The organism is Micromonospora sp. WMMD712 (assembly GCF_029581295.1).
GTDB lineage: Bacteria > Actinomycetota > Actinomycetes > Mycobacteriales > Micromonosporaceae > Micromonospora > Micromonospora carbonacea.
In genome coordinates this window covers 1,665,092-1,685,106 of sequence record NZ_CP120743.1, presented here as the reverse complement: position 1 = coordinate 1,685,106, position 20,015 = coordinate 1,665,092, and the positions used below count along the sequence as shown (strand labels likewise).

Genomic DNA, 20,015 nt, shown 5'->3' with positions numbered 1-20,015 from the left:
CCCGCTGTGACCCGCCGCTCCTGGATCGACCTCGTCGTTCTGTCGGCCCTCTGGGGCGCGGTGTACCCGCTCATCACCGTCGCTCTGCGCGATTTCCCGCCAGCGCTCGTCGTCCTCGGACGGGTGCTGCTCGCCGCGCTGCTGTTGCTTCCTCTCGCGGTGCGCCGGGACGCACTCCGCCCCGTCTGGAGCAACCCCCTGGCGATCATCGAGACGGTGCTGGTGCAGTCCACCGCCCCGCTGCTGCTGCTCACCTACGGGCAGCAGTACGTCTCAGCCAGCGTCGCCGGCATCCTTGTCGGCGCACAACCACTGTTCGTCGCGCTCCTCGCCCTCCGATTCGCACCCGACGAACGCCCGCAGGGCTGGCGGGGCCTGACCGGGATAGTCCTCGGCCTGGCCGGGCTGGTCATGCTCTTCGGCGTCGATCTGCGCGGAGGCCGGACGGCGCTGCTCGGCGGCATGCTCATCCTCGCCGCCGCGCTGTGCTACGCCGCCGGTGCCATGATGATCCACCGCCGGTACGCCGAGGCTCCGCCCCTCGGCGTCGCCACCTCCGCCATGCTCGTCACCACCGCAGCCGTGGTCGTACCCGCCTCCGTCACAGCCCCCATTCGGCTGCCCGGCGTGGACGCGACAGCTGCCCTGCTCGTCCTCGGGATTGTCTGCACCGGCGCGACGCTCGCTCTGTTCTACGCACTCATCACCCGCGTCGGCCCCGCCCGCGCGGCACTGGCGTTCTACCTGTCACCAGCCTTCGCCGTCGCCTTCGGTGTGATCTTCCTCCGCGAGCAGATCAGCGTCGCCGCGATCCTCGGGCTCGGCGCGATCGTCGTCGGCTCCGTGCTCGCCGCGTACCGTAGCGAGCCGACTCTTCAGCGGACCAAGGAGAGGGATGCTGAACACGGCAACACCGTCCATGAATCCGACTCCGAACCCGGCGACGCTGGGTAGTCCGGCAGCCAGATCACGCACTATCCGGATCCGCCGGCATCCACCGTCGGCCGCCCAAGATTGTGGCGGCGGGACGCCAGACACGCGTGGCGAGATGGCGGCCACCGCTGTCGGCTCATGGGATCCTTTCAGGTCGGGAGGGATAGAATGAGTCGGCGAAGCAAGAAGCGCAGTATCGAGCCAGAGGTGCGGGCTGCCCAGATCAACGCTCAAGCCATCGTGACGAGTGCGGAGATCCAGGCGAAGGGTGTCCGCGGCGCTGCTCGCATCACAGTGGCCGGTGCTGTGATGGGTGCCCTCGTGGCTGGGCTCTGTGTGGTGACGAACACTGCGGTAGCGGCTCTCCCGGGCGTGCTCATACGACCCGAACCAGTGACCACGACTGCGGGTCCGACGCCCGCTCACGCCTCCCGCACGTCGGACTCCGCAGATGCCATGGGGCTGGGCGCTCTTCTTGGAGACCTGCAAGGTCTCGCTCGCACCATTCCGCGTAGCATTGCCGGCTTGGTCCAGGTGAACATCTATGTGATCACGGCATCCGGCCGTCACCCTGAACGGGATGGTGGTGTTCGCCGGTCAGCCAATGGCCCTGTCTGCTTTACTCCCCGCCCAAGGGGCAAGGCCGGAACGGATGGCATAGGTGGTTCACGCTGTGCCCGTGAAGTGCCTGTGCCTTGGAGTCTGAGTCGTCGCACCACTCGGCGGGCACTGGCGTTCCAGATGTCACCTGCCGTCCCCGTCGCCTTCGGCGTGGCCTTCCTCCGCAGGAAGATCAGCGTCGCCGTGGTCCTCGGGCTCGGCGCGATCGTCGTCAGCTCCGTGCTCGCCGCGCACCGCAGCGGCCCGGCTGCTCCGTAAATCTCTGCTGGCGCAGGGCACTGGCAGGCTTGCGGTTGGGGCAGATGTTCGGGCCTGGGGCGATAGTTGGGCCGCTATGATCACCTTCTCCTGCGTGGGTCAAGTCGATACGGGATCGGGCGGGGTCCTGCCGGTGCTGGGAAGTGGAAGGGCCAGCGGAACCACACCTCTGCCACCATGGACCGCAGTATGGATCGGTAAACGATGAATTTGTTCCCTGCCTCCGAACAGCCGCGCCCCTTTGGTGATTGCGACTCCCTGGCCGACAGTCGTGAGCCGGTGTTGATGTCGCTGCACGCGGTGTACTACGACCTGATCTGGGCGGGTGAGAAGACCCATGAGTTTCGGAGGCGGTTCCTCAGCGGCCGGCCGGTGCGCTGGTACGTGTACCTGAACGCTCCGGTTGCCCGCCTCGGGCCGGTCATCGATCTTGCTCCGGCCATCGTCGACACACCGCAGGGGATCGCGGCGATCGCGGAACAGACCCGTGTCGGCAATGGCGCGTCGGTGCTGGAGTACGTCCGGGATCTGGAGCAGGCCTTCGCTATTCCGATCGAGCGTGTGTCGGAGTATCCGGGTGTTTCGATTGCTGAGCTCAAGGTGGAGCTGGGTGAGTTCCACCCGCCGCAGGGATACGTGAAGCTGCGGAACCATCCCGAACTGTTGGGCGTCTGCGAGAGTGTCACGGCCGAGTCGCCGGTCCGGGAGATGACCGTCCGGGGCCGGTAACGCCCGCCTGAGTGTCGGCGATCGGGGAGGTGGGGGTCATCGCTCGTCGTCCCACAAAACCGTCGCCGCTACGCCGTGCCCGGGAGGGGACGGACGTTGGAACGTGGTGGAGGCGATCGATCAATGGGCCGCCGGTGGGCACGCCGTGTCATGTCCACCATCGTCAGCGGGTGGGATCTGGGCCGCCAAACCACCCGTCATGCCGACCGCAAGACCTTGTGTTGCGATCTATAGCAGACCTTTCCTTGCCGAAGCGGTGAAAGATCGCTATCGGCGCGATCTTCACATCTGCACTACCTGTATGCGGCCACGTTTCGGGGCCTCATCCCCTCTGGGTCAGCTGTAGCTTCCGCCCAGCCGCGGCGTTGGGCAGGAAGGTTGCTGGAGCACGGAGGCGAGACTCCGCAGGGCGTGCGTGTCGGCGGGCGTAGAGTCGGCGTTGTGGCTGCCCACCCCCGTGAGTCCCCGAGGCCGGGCCCGTCCGCAGCCCGGCTGCCGGCGTGCCGAGTGTGGCATCCGAGAGGGCTATTCGTCTGCCGTCCTGCCTGTTTGACGCCGGGCTGCGCGAGGAGGCACGCGTGAGGGCGGAGGCCGCCGATGCTCCCATTTCGGCGACGGACGCGGTGCGGGCATCCGTCAGTTATGACCAGCTTCGAATCTTCGACGGTTCGCTCTATTGGTTGGAGACGCGACCCGATGCTGGCGGAGCCGCAACCCTGACGCGGTGGCATCCCGGCGAAGGAACGCGGGACGCGGGTCCCGCGAACTTCCACATCGGCAGCGCGGTGCACGCGTACGGCGGTGGCTTCTTTGCCGTCGTCAACGGCGACCTGTGGTGTGTCGGCGAGGGCGGCCTGTATCGGCATCGCCGCGGAGGTGACGAGCTGGAACTGATCAGTCCAGGGGAGATGGGAGACTTGGTCGTCGGTGCGGGCGAGCTGCTGGCCGTGCGGGAGTCCGAGCAGGGCGACGAGCTGGTGGCGGTGGCGCTCACGGGGCCGCCGCAGTTGAGGGTCCTCGCCGAGTCGGCGGGCTTCTTCGGCGCGCCGCGACCAGGGCCGGCCTTGCTGGCGTGGTCGTGGTGGAGCGAGCGGGACATGCCGTGGGATGCCTGCGAGCTGCGGGTGGCGTCCTACGAGCCTGGCGGAGGCATCGGGGATCCCGTGCGGGTCGCGGGCGGGGCAGACGAGTCGGCGGTGGAGCCACGGTGGGGCCCTGACGGCGCGCTCTATTTCATGTCGGACCGCAGTGGCTGGTGGAACCTCTTCCGGTGGAACGGACAGGAGGTCCAGGCCGTAGCCCCCGTCGAGGGTGAGTGCGTGGCGGAGCCCTGGGAACTGGGCTACGCGTCGTATGACTTCCTCGACGACGGACGGATCGTGATGGCGGTGCAGCAGGGGCCGCGACACCGCCTGCTCCTCGTCGACCCGTCCGGCACTGCGACGTCGGTCGAGCTTCCGTACACGTCGATCAAGCCCTACGTGGCGGCGCACGGGACGGCAGTCGCGCTGATCGCCTCGTCACCCACGGCGGCGCCGCAGGTCGCGTTGGCGCACCTGACTACTGACGGTCCCCGCCTGGAGGTGCTGGCCCGGTCGGAACACACCCGCCTTGCCGGACGCGCGGTCTCGACGCCGACGGAGCTGCGGGTGCGGGTCGCGGACGACCGTGAGGTGCTGGCCCTGGTGTATCCGCCGACAGGCGCGGGGCCGGGGTGGCGGGCGCCCGTGATCGTCCGTGCGCACCCCGGCCCGACCGCCTCCTGCCTGCTGCGCCTGGACTGGCAGGCGCAGTTCTTCACCAGCCGTGGGTTCGCCGTCGTGGATGTCGACTACCTCGGCAGCACCGGCTACGGGCGGGCGTTCCGCGAGTCGCTGTACGGCCGGTGGGGTGTCGATGACGTCAACGACTGCCGGGCAGTGGCCGAGCACCTGCTGGTAACGGGGCGAGCGGTGCCGGGTGAGGTCTTCATCCGCGGTGCGAGCGCCGGCGGGTACACGGCCCTCCACGCGGCGACGCAGGACGGGCCGTTCGCCGCAGCCACGGCCATCTCGGCGATCGTGGATCCCGACCGGTGGGCGACCACCGTGCCCAGATTCCAGCGCGCCCATGCCCTGCGCCTGCGGGGCGGCGCGGGCCGGGTCCACGCCGACGCGATCCGCCGGCCGGTGCTGCTCGTCCACGGCACCGTCGACGCCGTTGCCACCGTCGACGACGCGCGCGACCTCGCGGCGCAGTTGACCCGCCTCGGACTGCCACACGAGCTGCTGTTACTCGACGGCGTCGGTCACTACGTGGCAACCTCCGGCCATGCCGGGGCGGCACTGGAGGCTGAACTGGCCCACTACCGGTCGTGGATGGGCGAGGCCGGCGGGGATCCGGGGTGCTACACCGCTGCCGCTGGCAGCTGATGCCGCACGTAGTCGCCGAACTCGCGGACCTCCGGCTCGCCGCGGTAGGGATCGAGATCGACCTGGACATCGACGATGCGCTGCACGCACCGGTGCGAGGCCGTCCTGGCCGCGTGATCGACGGCCTCCCGCCCGGTCGCACACGCTTCGTCGATACGCCCGGCGGCGGCCAGGGACGAGGCCAGAAGCGCGGTGTCGATGGCGAGCCGGCGGACGTGCGAGGGACTCAGCGAGGTGAGCGCGTCGCCCAGATGATGCTGTGTCTGCTGCGGCCGGCCGAGGTCGTGAAAGCAGTGGGCCAGCTCGTCGGCGAGGTAGGCCGGGGTGAAGTAACGGATCCACTCCGGTTCGTCCTCCGGCTGGCTACGGGCGAGCTGCTTCTCCGCGACGGAGAGATGGGCTACCGAGTCGGCTTCATGCCCGAGGCGGGCGTGCGCGCGGGCCACCACGGCATGCAGTGCGGCGCGTAGCGCCGGGGTCGCCTGTTCCTCGCACCCCGTGAGCGCGGTGACGGCCATCCGAAGCCCGGCCTCGGGATGATTGCAGTGGAGCGCCAGGTGGCCGATGTTGACGGCGAGCAGATACCCGCCGTAGCTCCGGTCGTCTGCTGCCTGCGACAGCCGTAGGGCGCGCAGGTAACGACGCTGGGCCAGTCCGTGCGCGCCCGTGTCCACAGCCTGGTAGCCGCAGAGCTCGAAGAAGCCCGCCGCGAGCGTGTGCAGGCGTCTACCGATCGACTCGGACGCGGGCGTGGCCGCGAGCAGCCGGTTGAGCTCATTTTCGATGTACCGCTGCACCTGGGCGTGGACCCGGCCGGCACCGTGGGTGTGATCCAACTGCCGGAACACGGTGAGCGCGGTCTCCGCCGATGCGAGATCGTCCTCCGAGACGCGGCTCGCGGCGACCGGTCGACCCGGCGTGGGGCAGCTGGGGCCACGGTCGGCGTTCAGCCAGTCCAGTGCGGCCCGGTCAAGTACTCCCGGTTGTAAGGGAACCCGCCTGACCAGGTCACCGGGCTCGGTGGACCCGGGCGGAGCCGCCTGCGGCGGGATCACCGGACTGACCGGACCGGCAGGTGAGGAGGCAGGCCTTATGTTTCGTTCGAGGCCCCGTTTCGTCTCGAGTAACGGCAGTAGCCGCAGTAGAGCTCCGCCTGCGGCCAGTGCCGTGTCGCAGGCCTCGACGAACTGGCGGGACGGGAACCGGTCCGCTGTCTCCACCCGCCGGACCAGATCGGCGCTAAAGCGGATCTTCGCTCCCAGCCGCGCCTGGGAGAGATTCGCCTGTTCCCGTAGGCGCCGCAGCTCGGCACCGAAGAAGTGACGCTCCGACGCGGACGGCTGGAGCGTCCTCGGGGCCTGGGCCATGACGCCGCCCTCCTCAGGATTCCACCGAACGGTATCGAGCAGCGTAGACCCGTACGCCCGCCGGCATCGTCGTTCGCCGCCGCACACCAGCATGCGCCATACGTGGGTTCGGCCGCGCGTGGCTCGCCGGGCTCACGCGCATGGCGGTCCCGCGTCGCGCCGCCGTGCCCGTATCCGGGTATGCGGACACGTGGTTCGTCCGCATGGCGTGCGTTCACCCGGCCGCCTGTCCGGGCCAGAGTGTGAGGAGCGACCGACGACGCACCCGGGTTCTCCGGCCCGGTGCAGCCGGCGGTCCGGTCCGCGACGCCGGTGCACCACGACGGAAGGTGCCCGGCACCCGAGAAGAAGGAAGTACCGAGTGATCCAGGTGGCTGACACGCATGACGGTGCCGACCGGGCGGCCGACCTGCGCGCCGTGCTGGTGGACGAGCTGCGCGGCCGAGGCAAGATCGCCACCGCAGCGGTGGAGGCGGCGTTCCGCCGGGTGCCACGTGAGCGGTTCATGCCCGACGGCACCGATCTCACCGTTGCCTACGGGGTCGACAACTCGGTGGTCACCAAACGCGACGAGCACGGCGTGGCGATCTCCTCGGTGTCCGCCGCCTACATCCAGGCGCGGATGCTCGAACAGGCCGAGGTGCGGTCCGGCATGACGGTGCTGGAGGTCGGCTCGGGTGGCCTGAACGCCGCGTACCTCGCCGAGATCGTCGGTCCACAGGGACGGGTCGTCAGCGTCGACATCGACCCGGAGGTCACCGCCCGCGCGACGACGCTGCTGGAACAGAACGGCTACGGCGACCGGGTCCGGGTCCTGGTCGCCGACGCCGAGCACGGTGTGCCGGGCGAGGGTCCCTTCGACGCCGTCATCGTCACGGTGGGCGCCTGGGACATCCCCCCGGCCCTGCTCGACCAACTGCGGGACCCCGGCGTGCTCGTCCTGCCGCTGATCATGAACGGGGTCACGAGGACGATCGGGTTCCGCCGGGCGTCCGACCACCTTTCCAGTACGTCCGCGGAGGTCGCCGGTTTCGTGCCGATGCAGGGCGACGGTCGGCACCCCGACCGGGTGTTCCTCCTGCCCGACGGCAACGGGCGTAACGTCCGGCTCTCGTTCGACTCCGGTGCCCCCCGTGAGATCAGCCGGCTCGACGGCGTCCTGGCGGCGGAGCGCGCCGAGCGCTGGTCGGGCGTGACGATCGACAACGGCGTCTCGTTCGCCGACCTGCACCTGTGGTTCGCGTGGTTCCTGCCCGGCTTCTGCCGGATCGCCCCGGACGAGGGAACCGACCTGGCCGCTGAGCGCCGCTGGTTCCCCTTCGGCGTCGTCTCCGGGGCGGGCTTCGCCTACCTGGCTGTGCGCCCGGCTGCCGATGGCGAGGGGGCGGAGTTCGGCGCACGCGCCTACGGCCCGGACGGACAACGAGCCGCTGCCGCCATGGTCGAGCAGATCCAGGCCTGGGATCGCGACGGACGCCACACCGAACCGACCTTCCACTACTGGCCCGTCGGCAGCGACCCCTCGCTCATCCCCGCCGACGCCCCCGTCATGGACAAGACGCACGGCGTCGTCACGATCTCCTGGCCCTAGACCAGGTGGCACCACCCAACCCTTCCATCTGAGGAGAGTGATGTCGATGGCCCCGCCGACTGCGGTCCTCGACGCCCCCACCGCCGACGCCGACGTCGTCACCGACGACGACTTCGCGCTCGACCTGCGGGTCATCGAGGCCACGACGCCGCTGGTCGTCATGGCGTGCAGCACCAGCGACGGCTGCGGAAGCACCTGCAGCACCAGCGCGTGCAACACCTCGTCGTACGACCCTGCCTGACCGCGCCCACCTACCGCCGGAGCCCGCGCTTTGCGGGCTCCGGCGCCCCTCTCCCCACCCCCCCGCCCGCCAGGAGGCACCCCATGCCGCCCGAGCACACCAGGTACCAGCCAACTGGCCCGGTACTGGTCCGGGCCAGCACCGATCCCGGCGACCTCGGCCCCGGACCGTCAGCCGACCTCATCGGCCCGGCAGCGCCCGCGCGTGAGGGCCTCGCCTGGCTGGCCAACCGGTGGACACGCCCCGACGTCCGGGACGCCATCTCGATGGCCAGCCCCGGCCTCGCCGCACGCGTCAGCCAACTCCTCACCCCCAGGGCCGCCGAAGCGACAGCCGCCGCCGTCCGCCGCGCGGTCCTCGCCACCGCCTCCTATCTGCTGCGATGGCAACGCCGAACGACGCCGTTCGGACTGTTCGCCGCCGTCACCACAGCGACCGTCGGCCCGGCGGCGGCAACGATCGGGGACAGGCACCGCGCTGCGGCACGGGTCGACGGTGAATGGCTGACGCACGTCGTCGACAGCCTCGAGTCCCACCCCGATCTCCAACGACGGCTGACCGTGGTCGCCGACAGCGCAAGGTTCGTGCGCGACGGCCGCGTCATCGTCGCCGCCCGGCCGCTGCCGGGCCAGCGCTCGCCTGGACCACCCCGCGAAACCTCCACCACGAACAACCGGGCCGTACGACTGGCCCTTGCCCACGCGGCGCGGCCGATCCACTTTCCTCAGCTCGCCGCGCGGATCGCGGACGAGATGCCCCACGCCGCTCCCGCAACGATCGGGGCGATGCTGCACGGCCTCGTGGGCGGCGGCTTCCTCATCACCAGCCTCCGCCCGCCCATGACCGCCACGGACGGCCTGGCCCATGTCATCGACGTGCTGGATGCCGCAGGGGCCGCCGAGTTGAGCGCGGTGTCACCGATCCTCGACCGGCTCAAGGCGACCGGTGAGCTGATCGCGCGACACAACGCGTTGGCAGATCCCCGCGAGGCGGCGGGGATCCGGGCCGCAGCGATCGGGGTCATGGCGACACTGGCACCCGACGCCGAGCACCAGCTCGCCGTCGACCTGCGGCTCGACGCCACGATCAGCATTCCGTCCCGGGTGCTCGACGAGGTGGCACTCGCCGCCGAGCTGCTGCTCCGCCTGACCACCCAACCGTTCGGATCCGTCGCCTGGCTGGACTACCACGCCCGGTTCCGTGACCGGTACGGCCCCGGGGCTCTGGTGCCGGTCCGCGACCTGGTCGCAGATTCCGGCCTCGGCTATCCCACCGGCTTTCTCGGCGCACCCCGAGCACGCCCGGCCTGGCGGGTGCTGACCGAGCGTGATGTACGCCTGGCCGCGCTCATCCAGAAGGCGACCCTCGACGGCACCGACGAGATCCGCCTCACCGATGTCGACGTCGACGCGCTCACCGTAGGTCACCACGCCACCGCAGTCCCGCCCTGCCGGCTCGAACTGGGCTTCGCCGTGTACGCGGGCAGCGCCGAGAAGGTGGACCGTGGGGACTACGAGTTGCGGGTCACGGCCGCCCCCAGAACGCCGACCAGCATGGTCGGGCGGTTCGCCTACCTTCTCGACACCGCCGAACAGGCGCAGATCGCCGCGTCCTACGCCCACCACGCCTCTGACGCGGACCCGGCGCTCCCAGTCCAACTGTCGTTCCCACCCCGCCGCACGCACAACCAGAACGTCACCCGCGTCGGCACGCTCCTGCCCGACGTGCTGTCCCTGTCCGAGCATCCCGACAGCCCGACGGTCACCGTGGACGACCTCGCCGTCACCGCCGACGCCGAGCAGATGTACCTCGTCCACCGGCCGACCGGTCGGCGCGTCGTCCCGCACATCCCGCATGCCCTGGACACCACCGTGCAGACCCCGCCCCTGGCGCGGTTCCTCGCCGAGGTCGCCGACGCCCGCAGCGTCGTCTTCGGTCCGCTCGACCACGGCGCAGCCGCGCGCAACCTGCCCTACCTTCCCCGTATCCGGTACGGCCGCATTATCCTGAGCCCGGCGCGCTGGCTGCTCGCCGAAACCGATCTCGCCTCCGTTGACCCGCGAGGCGACGAGCGGGCCGCGGGCCGGTGGGAATCATCCCTCGCCGCCTGGCGGCAGCAGCGGCGCGTACCGGACCGGGTGGTGGCCTGCCACGGCGAGCTGCGCCTGCCCCTCGACCTCAGCCGGCCGCTCGACCGTGCCCTCCTGCGGGCCCGGCTGACCCGTGCCGGTCGGCTCGAGCTACGAGAAGACGCCCCGCCCGACGGTTACGGATGGACCGCAGGCCGGCCTGCGGAGTTCCTCACCTCGATGACCCTGACCACGGTCCCGAAGCGCACGCCGCCGGTCACGGCCCCACCCGGCGACACCTTCCGGCCCGGAGCGTCCGCCATCGTCCACGCCCGGCTGGTCGGCAACCCGGCCCGCACCGACCAGTTGCTCACCACGCACCTACCGAAGCTGGCCGACAACCTCATCGGCCTCGGTCTGCGACGCTGGTGGTTCAGGCGGCACCGCGACACCATCCGTGTCGAGGCCGACCAGCACCTGTCCCTGTTCCTCCGGTTCAGCGAACCAGGCGCGTACGGCCCCGCCGCCGCGATCCTGGCGGAGTTCGCCGACGGATTGGCGGCTCAGAGTCTGCCCGCCGAACTCGTCCTCGCCGCCTATCACCAGCATCCCGCCCGCTACGGCCATGGCCCCGCCCTCCTCGCCGCCGAGAAGGTCTTCGCCGCCGACACCGCCGCCGCCATCGCGCAACTTCGCACCGCCGACCTGGCCGGCGTCCCGGCGCAGGCGCTCGCCGCCGCATCGATGGCGCGACTCGCCGCAGCCTTCGCCTCGCGCCCCCACCCGGGCTATCGGGCGCTGCTGGCCTGCCTCCGCGAAGCCACCGAACCAGCCGAGCGCACGCTCACCGACCTGGCCCGTCGCCTGGCCGACCCCGCCGGCGACCATCAGAGCCTGCGAGCCCTGCCCGGCGGGGCCGCCGTCGCGGACACCTGGCAGATCCGCGATCTCGCGGTGCGTGCGTACCACGACTGCCTGCTGCCACAGCGCGACCCCGGGAGCGTGCTGCGGACCCTGCTGCACGAGCACCACATGCGCGCGGTCGGCGTCGATCCCGACTTCGAGCGCAGGACCAATCACGCCGCGCGAGCAGCCGCGATGCGCTGCCTGGCACAGGCAGGTCCGCGATGACGGTCACCGCCGGGCCCACCGGCACCGACGCGAACGGAGCGGGCCGACAGTCCCTCGCGACCGGCGCCGTCGGCCCCGCGCTCCTGGCCATCGAACGTGCCCTGAACGGTGCGGGGGACTGGACCACCGCACACCACCTCGTCACCCGAGCCACGAGCAGCCCCATCGACGCCGGAAGGCACACCGGCCTGTACCACGGCGCACCCGCCGTCCTCTTCCTGCTCAACGCGGCGACCGCCGACGGCCGCGACCGTTACGCCGCCGCGCGTCAGAGCCTCAACCACCATGTGCGGCGGCTCGTCCGCCAGCGGCTGACCGCAGCGGACGACCGCCTCCGACGTGGCCAGCCCGGCACGTTCGCCGAGTACGACATCTTCTACGGCCTCGTCGGCACCGGAGCCCTGCTGCTCCGCCACCTGCCCGACGCCGACGAACTCGGCGATCTCCTGACGTACATCACGCGACTGACCCGACCCCGCACCCACGACGGACAGCGACTACCCGGCTGGTGGGTCGACCACGACCCCGACCCGACCCTGCCCACCCCCGGAGGCCACGCCAACCTCGGGATGGCCCACGGCGCAGCCGGCCTGCTCTCCCTGCTCGCCCTCGCCGACAGGGCGGGCCACCAGGTTCGCGGCCAGACGGAGGCGATCGAGCGCCTGTGCGCCTGGTTCGACCGCTGGCGGCAGGACGACGTCGCCCAGGGATCGTGGTGGCCCCAGTGGCTCACCCGCGACCAACTCCGTACCGGCCGTCCCACCCAGGCCGGACCGGGCAGGCCCTCGTGGTGCTACGGCGCGCCCGGGATCGCCCGCGCCCTCCAACTCGCCGCCATCGCCACGAACCATGCCGCCCGGCAGGCCGACGCCGAGGCCGTACTCGCGGCCTGCCTGAACGACCAGCAACTCGACCGGCTCACCGAACCCGGGGTCTGCCACGGTCTGGCCGGCCTCCACCACACCGTGCTCCGGGCCGCCGCCGACGCGAAGACCCCGGACATCGCCGCACGGCTGCCCGCCCTCACCGAACGCCTCACCCGCCACGAACCCGACCCGGGCGACGGCTTCCTGACCGGTCGCACCGGCCACCTCCTCGCGATGGAGACCGCCCGCGCCGCCGCGCCACCCCGGACCAGGTGGGACACATGTCTGCTGATCGTCTGACCACCGGAGCGCCCGCCGCGGTCGTCGCCCTCGTCGAAGCCGTCCTCGCCGGGGCCGCGCTGGAGACGACAGCCGCAGCCGCCGGTATCGCCCCGGACGAACTCGACACCGCCGTCCAGACGTACCGGGCCGGGGGCATCGCCGCCCTGGAGATCCGCCACGACAACGCCTGGTTCCAGGCGCGCATCCGGCCAATCGACTGGGCCACCGCCGAGGCCGTCTTCCGGACACGGATCGGCCCACAGCTCGACCGGCTCGGTGATAACCGAGCATCCTGGTGGTTCCTACGCAAACACCCGAGCTGGCGGATCAGGATCCGCACGACCGACCACGACGCAGCCGGTGCGCTCCTCGACGACCTCGCCGCTGTAGGAGTGATCGCGGGCTGGGAACCAGGCATCTACGAGCCCGAGACGGCCGCGTTCGGCGGGCTGTCCGCCACCGCGATCGTGCACGAACTGTTCTGCGCTGACAGTCGCGGCGTCCTCGCCTACGCCGGGCACGACCCACCACCGATCGGCCGTCGCGAACTGTCGCTACTGCTGCTGCGGACGCTCCAGCACCACGCCGGCCTGGACTGGTTCGAAGCCGCAGACGTCTTCGACCGGGTAGCCCAGACGCGTCCCGCACCTGCGGCCACCGAGTCGTCACGCGTCGCGGACCTCGCCGCGCGGATGCGACCCCTGCTCGCGCTTCCGGACGAGGCCCGCACGGCACTGTTCGCCCCCGACGGACCGCTCACCGACGCCTGCGACTGGGAAACAGCATTCGCGGACGCTGGCCGCAAACTCGGCCTGGCTGCCGCCAGCGGACGCCTCGACCGGGGCATCCGGGCGATCCTCGCCCAGATCGTGATCTTCCACTGGAACCGGCTCGCCCTGCCCGCCCACGCGCAGGGCATCCTCGCCCGAGCGGCGACCACCGCCATCCTGCCCAGGAGCTGATCGTGCACCACGACACCGTCGCCACCACAGCGCGCCGCTTCCCGCTCCTCGGCCGCCCCCGCCCCGACTGCCCAGCCCTGCCCCTACGCATGAAGGAGATCACGGACGCGGCGAACGCCGCGCTACGGAAACCCGGACACGGCATGGCCGGCGCGGCGCACGCACTCAACAAGGCCGCCCTCATCGCCAGCGACGCCGGACTGCCGGACCTCGCCCGACGAATCTGCTGGCAACACATCGACGCCTACCTTCGACTAGCGCGTCCTCTCACCGTCCTGGAAGCCCGTTACATGCTCGAACCCGTCCTCAACCTGGCCCGCCTGCAGATCCGCGCAGAACAAGGCGCGCCGGCGCTGCGACTCATGGAGGCCATGCACGAAGCGGTCACCAGAAATATCGACCTGGTTGTCGGCGACCGCACCCTGCCCACCGCCAACCTCGTCGGTGATCGCGCCGAACGACGCATGCTCCGCCAGTGGGTCTGGCTTCAACTCATCGGCGAAGGCACGCGCGTGCTGGCCTTGGACGGACGATGGGACGAGGCAGCCGAGCACGCGCGAAGTCACAACGGCATCGGTGCTCACCTGATGGAGGGCCGGCAGGCCGTCATCATCGCAGCGTGCCTTCAGGGCGACCCCGAGTACGGCCGTAGGGTCCTTACGGAAAGCGCGCTCACCCAACCGTGGGAGCAACAGGTCGCCGCCTGCCTCAGCCTCATGTGTGCAACGCCGGCCCGCCCCGCCAAGCCCCAGCACCTCACCGTGCTGACGGAGCGGCTCGCCCTTCCCATCACGGCACCGAACTACGCGTCCTACCGTGCGCGGCTCGGACTCGCGGGCGCCATCCTGGCCAACGCGACCCAGCCCGAACTGGCGACCCGACTTCTGCACCACACCGCGCGACAGGCCATCGACACCGCCGACGGTTACGCCGCCCACGACATCCTCGGCTTCCGCGAACCCCTGCAAGGCATCACCGCCGACCAGCACGCGGCCCTGCGCCGCATCGCCACCACGGCGGGCCTCGGGCTCGGTGAACTACCGGAGGAAGCGGTACGCCACCTCACCACCGCAGCAGATATGGCAGTGCAGGCGCTCGCGGCACCAGCAGCGGCTGCGCCGGCAGCGGGGCTGGGTAGAGCTTGAGGCAGATGCCGCGCTACGCCCCTCCGCGCTGGCCGATTTGGACGCGCCGGTGTGGGACGAGACCGACGCGAACCTGCGTCGGTAAGATGAAGATTGCGGGTGTGCCCCTGGCTGGCATCGCCGAAGGGTGGCTGACCATCGAACCCCAGGAGCTCGTCGCCGTCCTACGAGGCGGCCAGGTCACCGCCGACCTGGTCGAACGGATGGAAGAGGGCGTTCCGCGACTACGCTTCCTGGAGGCGACCCGAGGCGGTGACCAAGCCCGGACCCTCATCCACGCCGAACTCGGCATGGTGGTGGACGTCCTCGACCGATCCGCCTACACGGCTGTGATAGGTCAGCGACTGTACGCCTTGGCGGCAGAACTCGGCCGGATGGCCGGCTGGGCATCGTTCGACGCTGGCCTGCACGCAGCGGCGCAGCACTACTGGCTCGCCGCACTACACGCCGCACACGCCGCCGCCGACCAACTGCTGGGAGCCAACATCCTCAAATCGATGAGCCTGCAGTGCTACGACTTCGGCCGCCCCCGAGAGGCGCTGGAGCTGGCGCGAAGCGCCCACGAGGGCGCTAAAGGGGTGACCCCACGCGCCGCCGCGATGCTGGCGCTACGGGAGGCCAGGGCTCACGCAGCGATCGGCGACAGCACGGCATGCGAACGCCTTCTCAAACAAGCCGACGCCGAGTTTGATCGCGTAACGTCGACCGATACAGAGCCCGCCTTCCTCGGATACTTCGACGAATCCGAGTTCAACGCCCAGGTCGGAACCTGCTACCTGGATCTGGGGCGAACGAAAGAAGCCGACGCGTACCTCAGTCATGCGCTGCGGGTGGTCCCAGCCACCAAGGTCCGCGACCGGGCCACGTACGTGATACGCCGCGCGTCGACGCAGACACAACTCGGAGAGGCCGACCACGCCGCGTCGCTCGTCGCGGAGGCGATACCGCTGATCCGTGAGGCGCCATCGGAACGGAACCTGCGTCGCGTCGTTCGAGCACGACAACGGCTCCCGTTCACCAAGACCGACCCGCGCGCTCGCGCACTCGACGACCAGCTCGTCACCCTGGGGGCCTGATCATGGTTGATGGCACCAAGGTAGCTGTGGTGACCGGCGCCAACCGTGGGCTCGGCGCAGCCATCGCCCGCAAGCTGGCCGAGCAAGGCTTGCACGTGGTGCTCGCTGGCCGAAACGAGTATTCCGTCGACCGTGTGGTGTCCGACCTGGCGAAGGCGGGGTTATCCGTCAGCGGCCACCAACTCGACGTCAACGACCCGGCCAGCGTGGCGCGTGCCTTCGCCGACACCGCAAAGCGACACGGCCGGCTGGATGTGCTAGTGAACAACGCTGGCATTGCAATCGATCGCGGCCATGTTGGTTGCCAACAAGTTCCAGACGGGGTTCGACCAGCCGTTGCTCTCGGCGATGTACGTCGACAAGAAGCTCTCCGGGGTCACCGCCGTGCAGACGCTGTCCCGGCTCAACCGCACCCACCGCACTGCCGGCGGGGAGCAGAAGCGCAAGACGTTCGTCATCGACTTCGTGAACAAGCCCGAGGACATCCGGGCGGCGTTCGAGCCGTACTTCACCAACGCCACGCTGGAGACCGAGACCGACCCGTACATCGTCGTCCACCTGGCCAACAAGCTTGCCCAGGCCGGGATCTACACGCCAGAGCAGGTCCGCGAGGTCGCCGAACTATGGGTCACCCGCAAGGGCAACAACGCCCTCTCGGCAGCGATGAGCCCGGCCAAGAACGACTTCGCCCGCCGCTACGCGGCGGCGATCGAGGCCGACGACAAGGTCACCCTCAACACCCTCGAGCTGTTCCGCAAGGACGTCTCCACCTACGTCCGGCTCTACGACTTCATGAGCCAGATCGTCGACTACGGCGACCCGTACATGGAGATGCTGTCGATCTTCCTGCGGCTCCTGGAGAAGCTCATCGCAGAGGCATCCTGGGCTGCGGAGGTTGATCTTTCCGACGTGGTCCTAGTCGGGGTCAAGCACACCAAGGCGACCGCGGTCGACATCTCGCTGACCGGTGACGGGCAGCTCAAGGGCATCGGCGCTGCCGGCACCGGCACCCGGAAGGAGCCCAAGTACGTCGCTCTACAGGTGGTCATCGACAAGATGAATGACCTCTTCGGGGCCGAGTCGTTCTCCGCGTCCCAGGTCCGCGAGTTCGTGCAGGGACTGGTGCAGCGGCTGCTCGCCTACCCGGGCCTGGTCAATCAGGCCCGGGTGAACTCGAAGCGGCAGTTTATGGAGTCGCAGGACTTCCAAGCGGCGGTTACCGAGGCGGTCGTCGACAACCAGGAGGCCCACAACACCATGGCCGACTACTTCTTCAGCGATGGCCCAAACATCAACGCTGTCATCATGGCGCTCGCGGACGCCTTCTACGAAGCAGCGATCGATCAGCGCACCGACATGTGAGCAGGCCGGTCCCGGCGGATTTCACCGACGCCCAATACGTCGACAGGCGGCGGCTGATCGGCCAGCACGACAGCGGCATGCGCGAGAATCGTGGCGGCGACGACCGGGCACGACAGATCGTGGTCCCGGGCCGCCTGCACGACAACGCGGCCCCCGCCGGCGACCGCAGCCGGCCCGCTACCACGCGGTCAACCTCTTACCTGCTGGAACCTGCGCGACCGCGATTACGACATAAAGCGGCTGTTCGAACACATGCGCGTTCGCGGTATGAGGACCGGCCTGTCGCGGCGACCGTCTCGACGTCGCTGCCCTCGCACCGCTGGCCGTGTTTGCTTGCGACCTACAGCTGTGACCTTGATGCCGTCTGCAGCGGCCTGATCCTGCCCCACGGCCCAGGCCGACTGCTCCACAGTGGTCTAGGCCCTCACCTGGCCTTCTCAATCAGAAGATAAGCCGCTATTTGTGCATAATCGACCAAGTCAGCCTTTCGATATCTGCAGCCCCGGCGAGGCGTTGCGGATAGTGAGCGAGCTAATGGTTTGCTGGATGTCATGCGTTTGTCTCACATTGCGGCTGTGGACCTCCTCTCGTTCGCTGAGCTAAGTCTCGAGGTGGCGGACGGGTTGTCGGTGGTCGTCGGTCCGAACGGCAGCGGCAAGACGAATCTGGGGCGTGTGGTGCGGCTTGCTGGGGCGGCCGTACGAGCGGCTGCTTCCGGCGACTTCGCCACATTGGAGCGGGAGTGGTCTCTTGCTGGCCGGTACGGAAGCTCTCGGTTCGAGGCGCGGGTGAAACTCACTTTCGATCGGGAAGAAGAAGTTTCGGTTATTGAGGACTGGGCTCGAGGAGCCTTCCTCACATCCTTCCAAATTCAGAATGCGCAGACCTTGGCTCGGCTTGACGGCCTATTCCCTGATAGCCTTCGGGCGGGCGAGTTGCTCGCACAGGGTCAACTGATCATTCGCCGTGACGACCGGCGAAGTCAACCTTGGATCGTGTGCTGGCAGACCGAAGATCCGGTTGCCCACGTCGATCTAGGGCAGGGACATGTCCTTACATCCGGCTCGGTCGCCGATGAGATCGGATGGGTGTCTTCGCGGAAAAGGCCCTACGAAATCCTGCTTTCTGCGGACGGCAGTCCTGTTCCCGACCTCACCACCCAGGCGACACTACCGAATTGGGAGGAGCCGTACACGCAAGCCTTGGCCTCGTTCGCTTTCGCCGATCTCGGCAATTCCGATGGTTCGGTCGAACTGGTCGCACGCCGCAGCACCAACGATCCTGAACTTCCTTCGCTGCGCCGGCTGATGGATCGGTTCCCGGCCTTCCGCGAGACATCTCAGGGCTGCATTCATTTCGCACAGGTCCTCGACTACCTGATCTCGTCGGCGCTCGTCGTCACCGACAATCGACGCGTTCCCGTGAAAACGATCATCGAGCCTGCGAAGATCAACACCATGCAGAGCATGGAGGACGGCAGTGGCCTGGCCATTGAGTTGCTTCGCCTCAAGACCGGCGACGCTGCGGAGCGAACGCGTTTTCGCGCCGTGCAGGACGTGTTCCAAGAGATTACTGACCAGCGGCTTGACGTACGTCAGCAGGCGTCTGGCCCTGAGACACACGAGTTACTCGTCACCCCCGTTGTGGTCGACATCGACCCCGGTACCAACTGGGACGTGGACCTGCCGCTCCACCTGGCCGGCGCTGGCGTGGAAGAAAGTGCATGGTTGGCGGTCCTCCTGACTGGTGATCAGCACACGCTTGTGCTCGACGAGCCGGCCAGCAACGTAAGCGCCGTCGCGCAACGCCGCCTGTTGCAAGTCCTGCTGGAGCGCCGACGTGACAATCAGACGATCATGATCACGCATAGCGCCGATCTTGTGCCGGTCAATAGCGCGTCCGACCTCGCCATCATCACGCGACTGACCCGCCAGCATAGAGTCACCAAGGTTCACCAACCGCGGCTCGATCAGCGTCAGTTCGACGATCTGAAAGAGCTTTTGCGGCACTCCCAACTACGGGCACTTTTGTTCGCCACAGGTGTGGTGCTCGTCGAGGGCCCTACCGAGGTCGACGCCTTCGAGACCTGGCTGGCCCGCGTCGACAAGCTGGGACTGCCCACGCCGGAGTCGTCGCACGTCGTGTTTCTGAGCGTGGGTGGCGACGAACGGTTCGTCAAATACTCACAGCTCATGGAGGTCCTGGGGGTCCCGTACGCCATCGTTGCCGACGGCCCAGCGTTTACCCCGGGTAAAGCCCTAGCCAGGCTGCCCGTCCCCGCACCTGCCCCTGTCGACCCGACTAACGAATCCTTCGTAGAGGCCGCGAATCGGTGGGCACCGTATCGCGTACGGACGCTCGCCACAGAATTCGGCACAGGCGACCGCAAGGGGTACGGCGAAATCGAAGTTTTCTTTCAGGCAGTGGACGCACCCGTCTGGGCGGAGTTGAGTTCGGGCGCGGGGCGGAAAGACAAACCTCTTCTAGGATATCGATTCGCCAACCGCACGGCGGTCCCCGCCCGAGTCGTTGAGTTATGGAAGCTTCTGCAACATGACCTCGGCCTGGTCTCCGGCGAATCCGATGGGCGGAATTCCGGAATGGTCACGCCGTGATCTGGGCTAGCACTGTGGCGTCGATCGTTGCGCGGCTTATGCTTTCAACCCGTCGGCCACGCCGACCAGGTTGTGCGGACCTCGGTGCAGTAAGTCAGGGCCACCGGCGCGGTTCGACGACCTGACGCACGTCATCGCGCACCATGCCGGCGTCCCACTTCGCCCGGTAGAACAACCCTTTGTGTTGCGTCCGGCCCGAGGCGTGTCCGGCCTGCTCGGTCACCTGCCAGCATGTCCTGATCTGAAGCTCCGCGAGTGGGCCTGCGCCATCGCTGAGAGGGCATCACCCAAGCATAAGACTCGCAGACGCTAGTTGGGTGGCGACTGACATGACCGTTCGGGGCCAGCCTTCGGCC

Annotated in this window: 15 protein-coding genes and 1 pseudogene; 14 read left to right on the top strand and 2 right to left on the bottom strand. The window is 69.0% G+C overall.

What is annotated here, in order from left to right:
* Nucleotides 1-6: 6 nt before the first annotated feature.
* The 4 genes from O7633_RS06855 to O7633_RS06840 all read left to right on the top strand — a co-directional run bounded on the left by O7633_RS06855 (nucleotide 7) and on the right by O7633_RS06840 (nucleotide 4,952).
* Nucleotides 7-954, top strand: a complete 948-nt coding sequence (locus tag O7633_RS06855) for a DMT family transporter (protein WP_282326856.1) — start codon at nucleotides 7-9, stop codon at nucleotides 952-954.
* 720 nt (nucleotides 955-1,674) lie between these two features.
* Nucleotides 1,675-1,812, top strand: coding sequence for a hypothetical protein (locus tag O7633_RS06850; RefSeq protein WP_282326854.1), 138 nt, complete (start codon nucleotides 1,675-1,677; stop codon nucleotides 1,810-1,812).
* Nucleotides 1,813-2,016: 204 nt separating this feature from the next.
* Nucleotides 2,017-2,541, top strand: coding sequence for a hypothetical protein (locus tag O7633_RS06845; protein WP_282326852.1), 525 nt, complete (start codon nucleotides 2,017-2,019; stop codon nucleotides 2,539-2,541).
* A 578-nt stretch (nucleotides 2,542-3,119) separates the two neighbouring features.
* Nucleotides 3,120-4,952, top strand: a complete 1,833-nt coding sequence (locus O7633_RS06840; RefSeq protein ID WP_282326850.1) for a prolyl oligopeptidase family serine peptidase — start codon at nucleotides 3,120-3,122, stop codon at nucleotides 4,950-4,952.
* On the opposite strand, the gene O7633_RS06835 is transcribed toward O7633_RS06840, so the two are convergent.
* On the bottom strand, nucleotides 4,928-6,319 hold the full coding sequence (locus O7633_RS06835; RefSeq protein ID WP_091286328.1) for a helix-turn-helix transcriptional regulator: 1,392 nt from the start codon (nucleotides 6,317-6,319) through the stop codon (nucleotides 4,928-4,930). The genes O7633_RS06840 and O7633_RS06835 overlap by 25 nt on opposite strands.
* Before the next feature lie 370 nt (nucleotides 6,320-6,689).
* Between O7633_RS06835 and fxlM the strand changes: the two genes are divergently transcribed.
* The 10 genes and pseudogenes from fxlM to O7633_RS06785 all read left to right on the top strand — a co-directional run bounded on the left by fxlM (nucleotide 6,690) and on the right by O7633_RS06785 (nucleotide 19,659).
* Nucleotides 6,690-7,910: a methyltransferase, FxLD system gene (gene fxlM, locus O7633_RS06830; protein ID WP_282326843.1), complete on the top strand. Its 1,221-nt coding sequence runs from the start codon at nucleotides 6,690-6,692 to the stop codon at nucleotides 7,908-7,910.
* A gap of 46 nt (nucleotides 7,911-7,956) precedes the next feature.
* Entirely contained in the window at nucleotides 7,957-8,151 is a 195-nt protein-coding gene (locus O7633_RS06825; protein WP_228986292.1) for an FxLD family lanthipeptide, read from the top strand.
* An 83-nt stretch (nucleotides 8,152-8,234) separates the two neighbouring features.
* Nucleotides 8,235-11,351: a lantibiotic dehydratase gene (locus O7633_RS06820; RefSeq protein WP_282326837.1), complete on the top strand. Its 3,117-nt coding sequence runs from the start codon at nucleotides 8,235-8,237 to the stop codon at nucleotides 11,349-11,351.
* On the top strand, nucleotides 11,348-12,517 hold the full coding sequence (locus O7633_RS06815; protein ID WP_282326834.1) for a lanthionine synthetase C family protein: 1,170 nt from the start codon (nucleotides 11,348-11,350) through the stop codon (nucleotides 12,515-12,517). Before O7633_RS06820 ends, O7633_RS06815 begins: the two co-directional genes overlap by 4 nt.
* Nucleotides 12,499-13,461: a thiopeptide-type bacteriocin biosynthesis protein gene (locus O7633_RS06810; RefSeq protein ID WP_282326832.1), complete on the top strand. Its 963-nt coding sequence runs from the start codon at nucleotides 12,499-12,501 to the stop codon at nucleotides 13,459-13,461. The genes O7633_RS06815 and O7633_RS06810 overlap by 19 nt, the downstream gene beginning before the upstream one ends.
* Nucleotides 13,462-13,463: 2 nt before the next feature.
* Nucleotides 13,464-14,606, top strand: a complete 1,143-nt coding sequence (locus O7633_RS06805; protein WP_282326831.1) for a hypothetical protein — start codon at nucleotides 13,464-13,466, stop codon at nucleotides 14,604-14,606.
* An 86-nt stretch (nucleotides 14,607-14,692) separates the two neighbouring features.
* On the top strand, nucleotides 14,693-15,682 hold the full coding sequence (locus tag O7633_RS06800) for a transcriptional regulator (protein ID WP_278136137.1): 990 nt from the start codon (nucleotides 14,693-14,695) through the stop codon (nucleotides 15,680-15,682).
* 2 nt (nucleotides 15,683-15,684) lie between these two features.
* A pseudogene (locus O7633_RS06795) lies at nucleotides 15,685-15,975 on the top strand (SDR family NAD(P)-dependent oxidoreductase); the annotation flags it as partial.
* A gap of 1 nt (nucleotide 15,976) precedes the next feature.
* A complete protein-coding gene (locus tag O7633_RS06790) occupies nucleotides 15,977-17,044 on the top strand; it encodes a hypothetical protein (protein ID WP_278136136.1) in 1,068 nt (355 codons plus the stop codon).
* A 575-nt stretch (nucleotides 17,045-17,619) separates the two neighbouring features.
* A complete protein-coding gene (locus O7633_RS06785; RefSeq protein ID WP_278136135.1) occupies nucleotides 17,620-19,659 on the top strand; it encodes a TOPRIM nucleotidyl transferase/hydrolase domain-containing protein in 2,040 nt (679 codons plus the stop codon).
* Between the two features lie 94 nt (nucleotides 19,660-19,753).
* Here O7633_RS06785 and O7633_RS06780 read toward each other — a convergent pair whose 3' ends face one another.
* Nucleotides 19,754-19,882: a hypothetical protein gene (locus O7633_RS06780; protein ID WP_278136134.1), complete on the bottom strand. Its 129-nt coding sequence runs from the start codon at nucleotides 19,880-19,882 to the stop codon at nucleotides 19,754-19,756.
* Between the last annotated feature and the right edge of the window lie 133 nt (nucleotides 19,883-20,015).

Bases quoted from the DNA above. Each gene is read 5' to 3' on its own strand.
- O7633_RS06850 (WP_282326854.1), top strand. From the start codon at position 1,675: ATGTCACCTGCCGTCCCCGTCGCCTTCGGCGTGGCCTTCCTCCGCAGG.
- O7633_RS06845 (WP_282326852.1), top strand. From the start codon at position 2,017: ATGAATTTGTTCCCTGCCTCCGAACAGCCGCGCCCCTTTGGTGATTGC.
- O7633_RS06835 (WP_091286328.1), bottom strand. From the start codon at position 6,319: ATGGCCCAGGCCCCGAGGACGCTCCAGCCGTCCGCGTCGGAGCGTCAC.
- O7633_RS06825 (WP_228986292.1), top strand. From the start codon at position 7,957: ATGGCCCCGCCGACTGCGGTCCTCGACGCCCCCACCGCCGACGCCGAC.
- O7633_RS06820 (WP_282326837.1), top strand. From the start codon at position 8,235: ATGCCGCCCGAGCACACCAGGTACCAGCCAACTGGCCCGGTACTGGTC.
- O7633_RS06815 (WP_282326834.1), top strand. From the start codon at position 11,348: ATGACGGTCACCGCCGGGCCCACCGGCACCGACGCGAACGGAGCGGGC.
- O7633_RS06810 (WP_282326832.1), top strand. From the start codon at position 12,499: ATGTCTGCTGATCGTCTGACCACCGGAGCGCCCGCCGCGGTCGTCGCC.
- O7633_RS06800 (WP_278136137.1), top strand. From the start codon at position 14,693: ATGAAGATTGCGGGTGTGCCCCTGGCTGGCATCGCCGAAGGGTGGCTG.
- O7633_RS06790 (WP_278136136.1), top strand. From the start codon at position 15,977: ATGTTGGTTGCCAACAAGTTCCAGACGGGGTTCGACCAGCCGTTGCTC.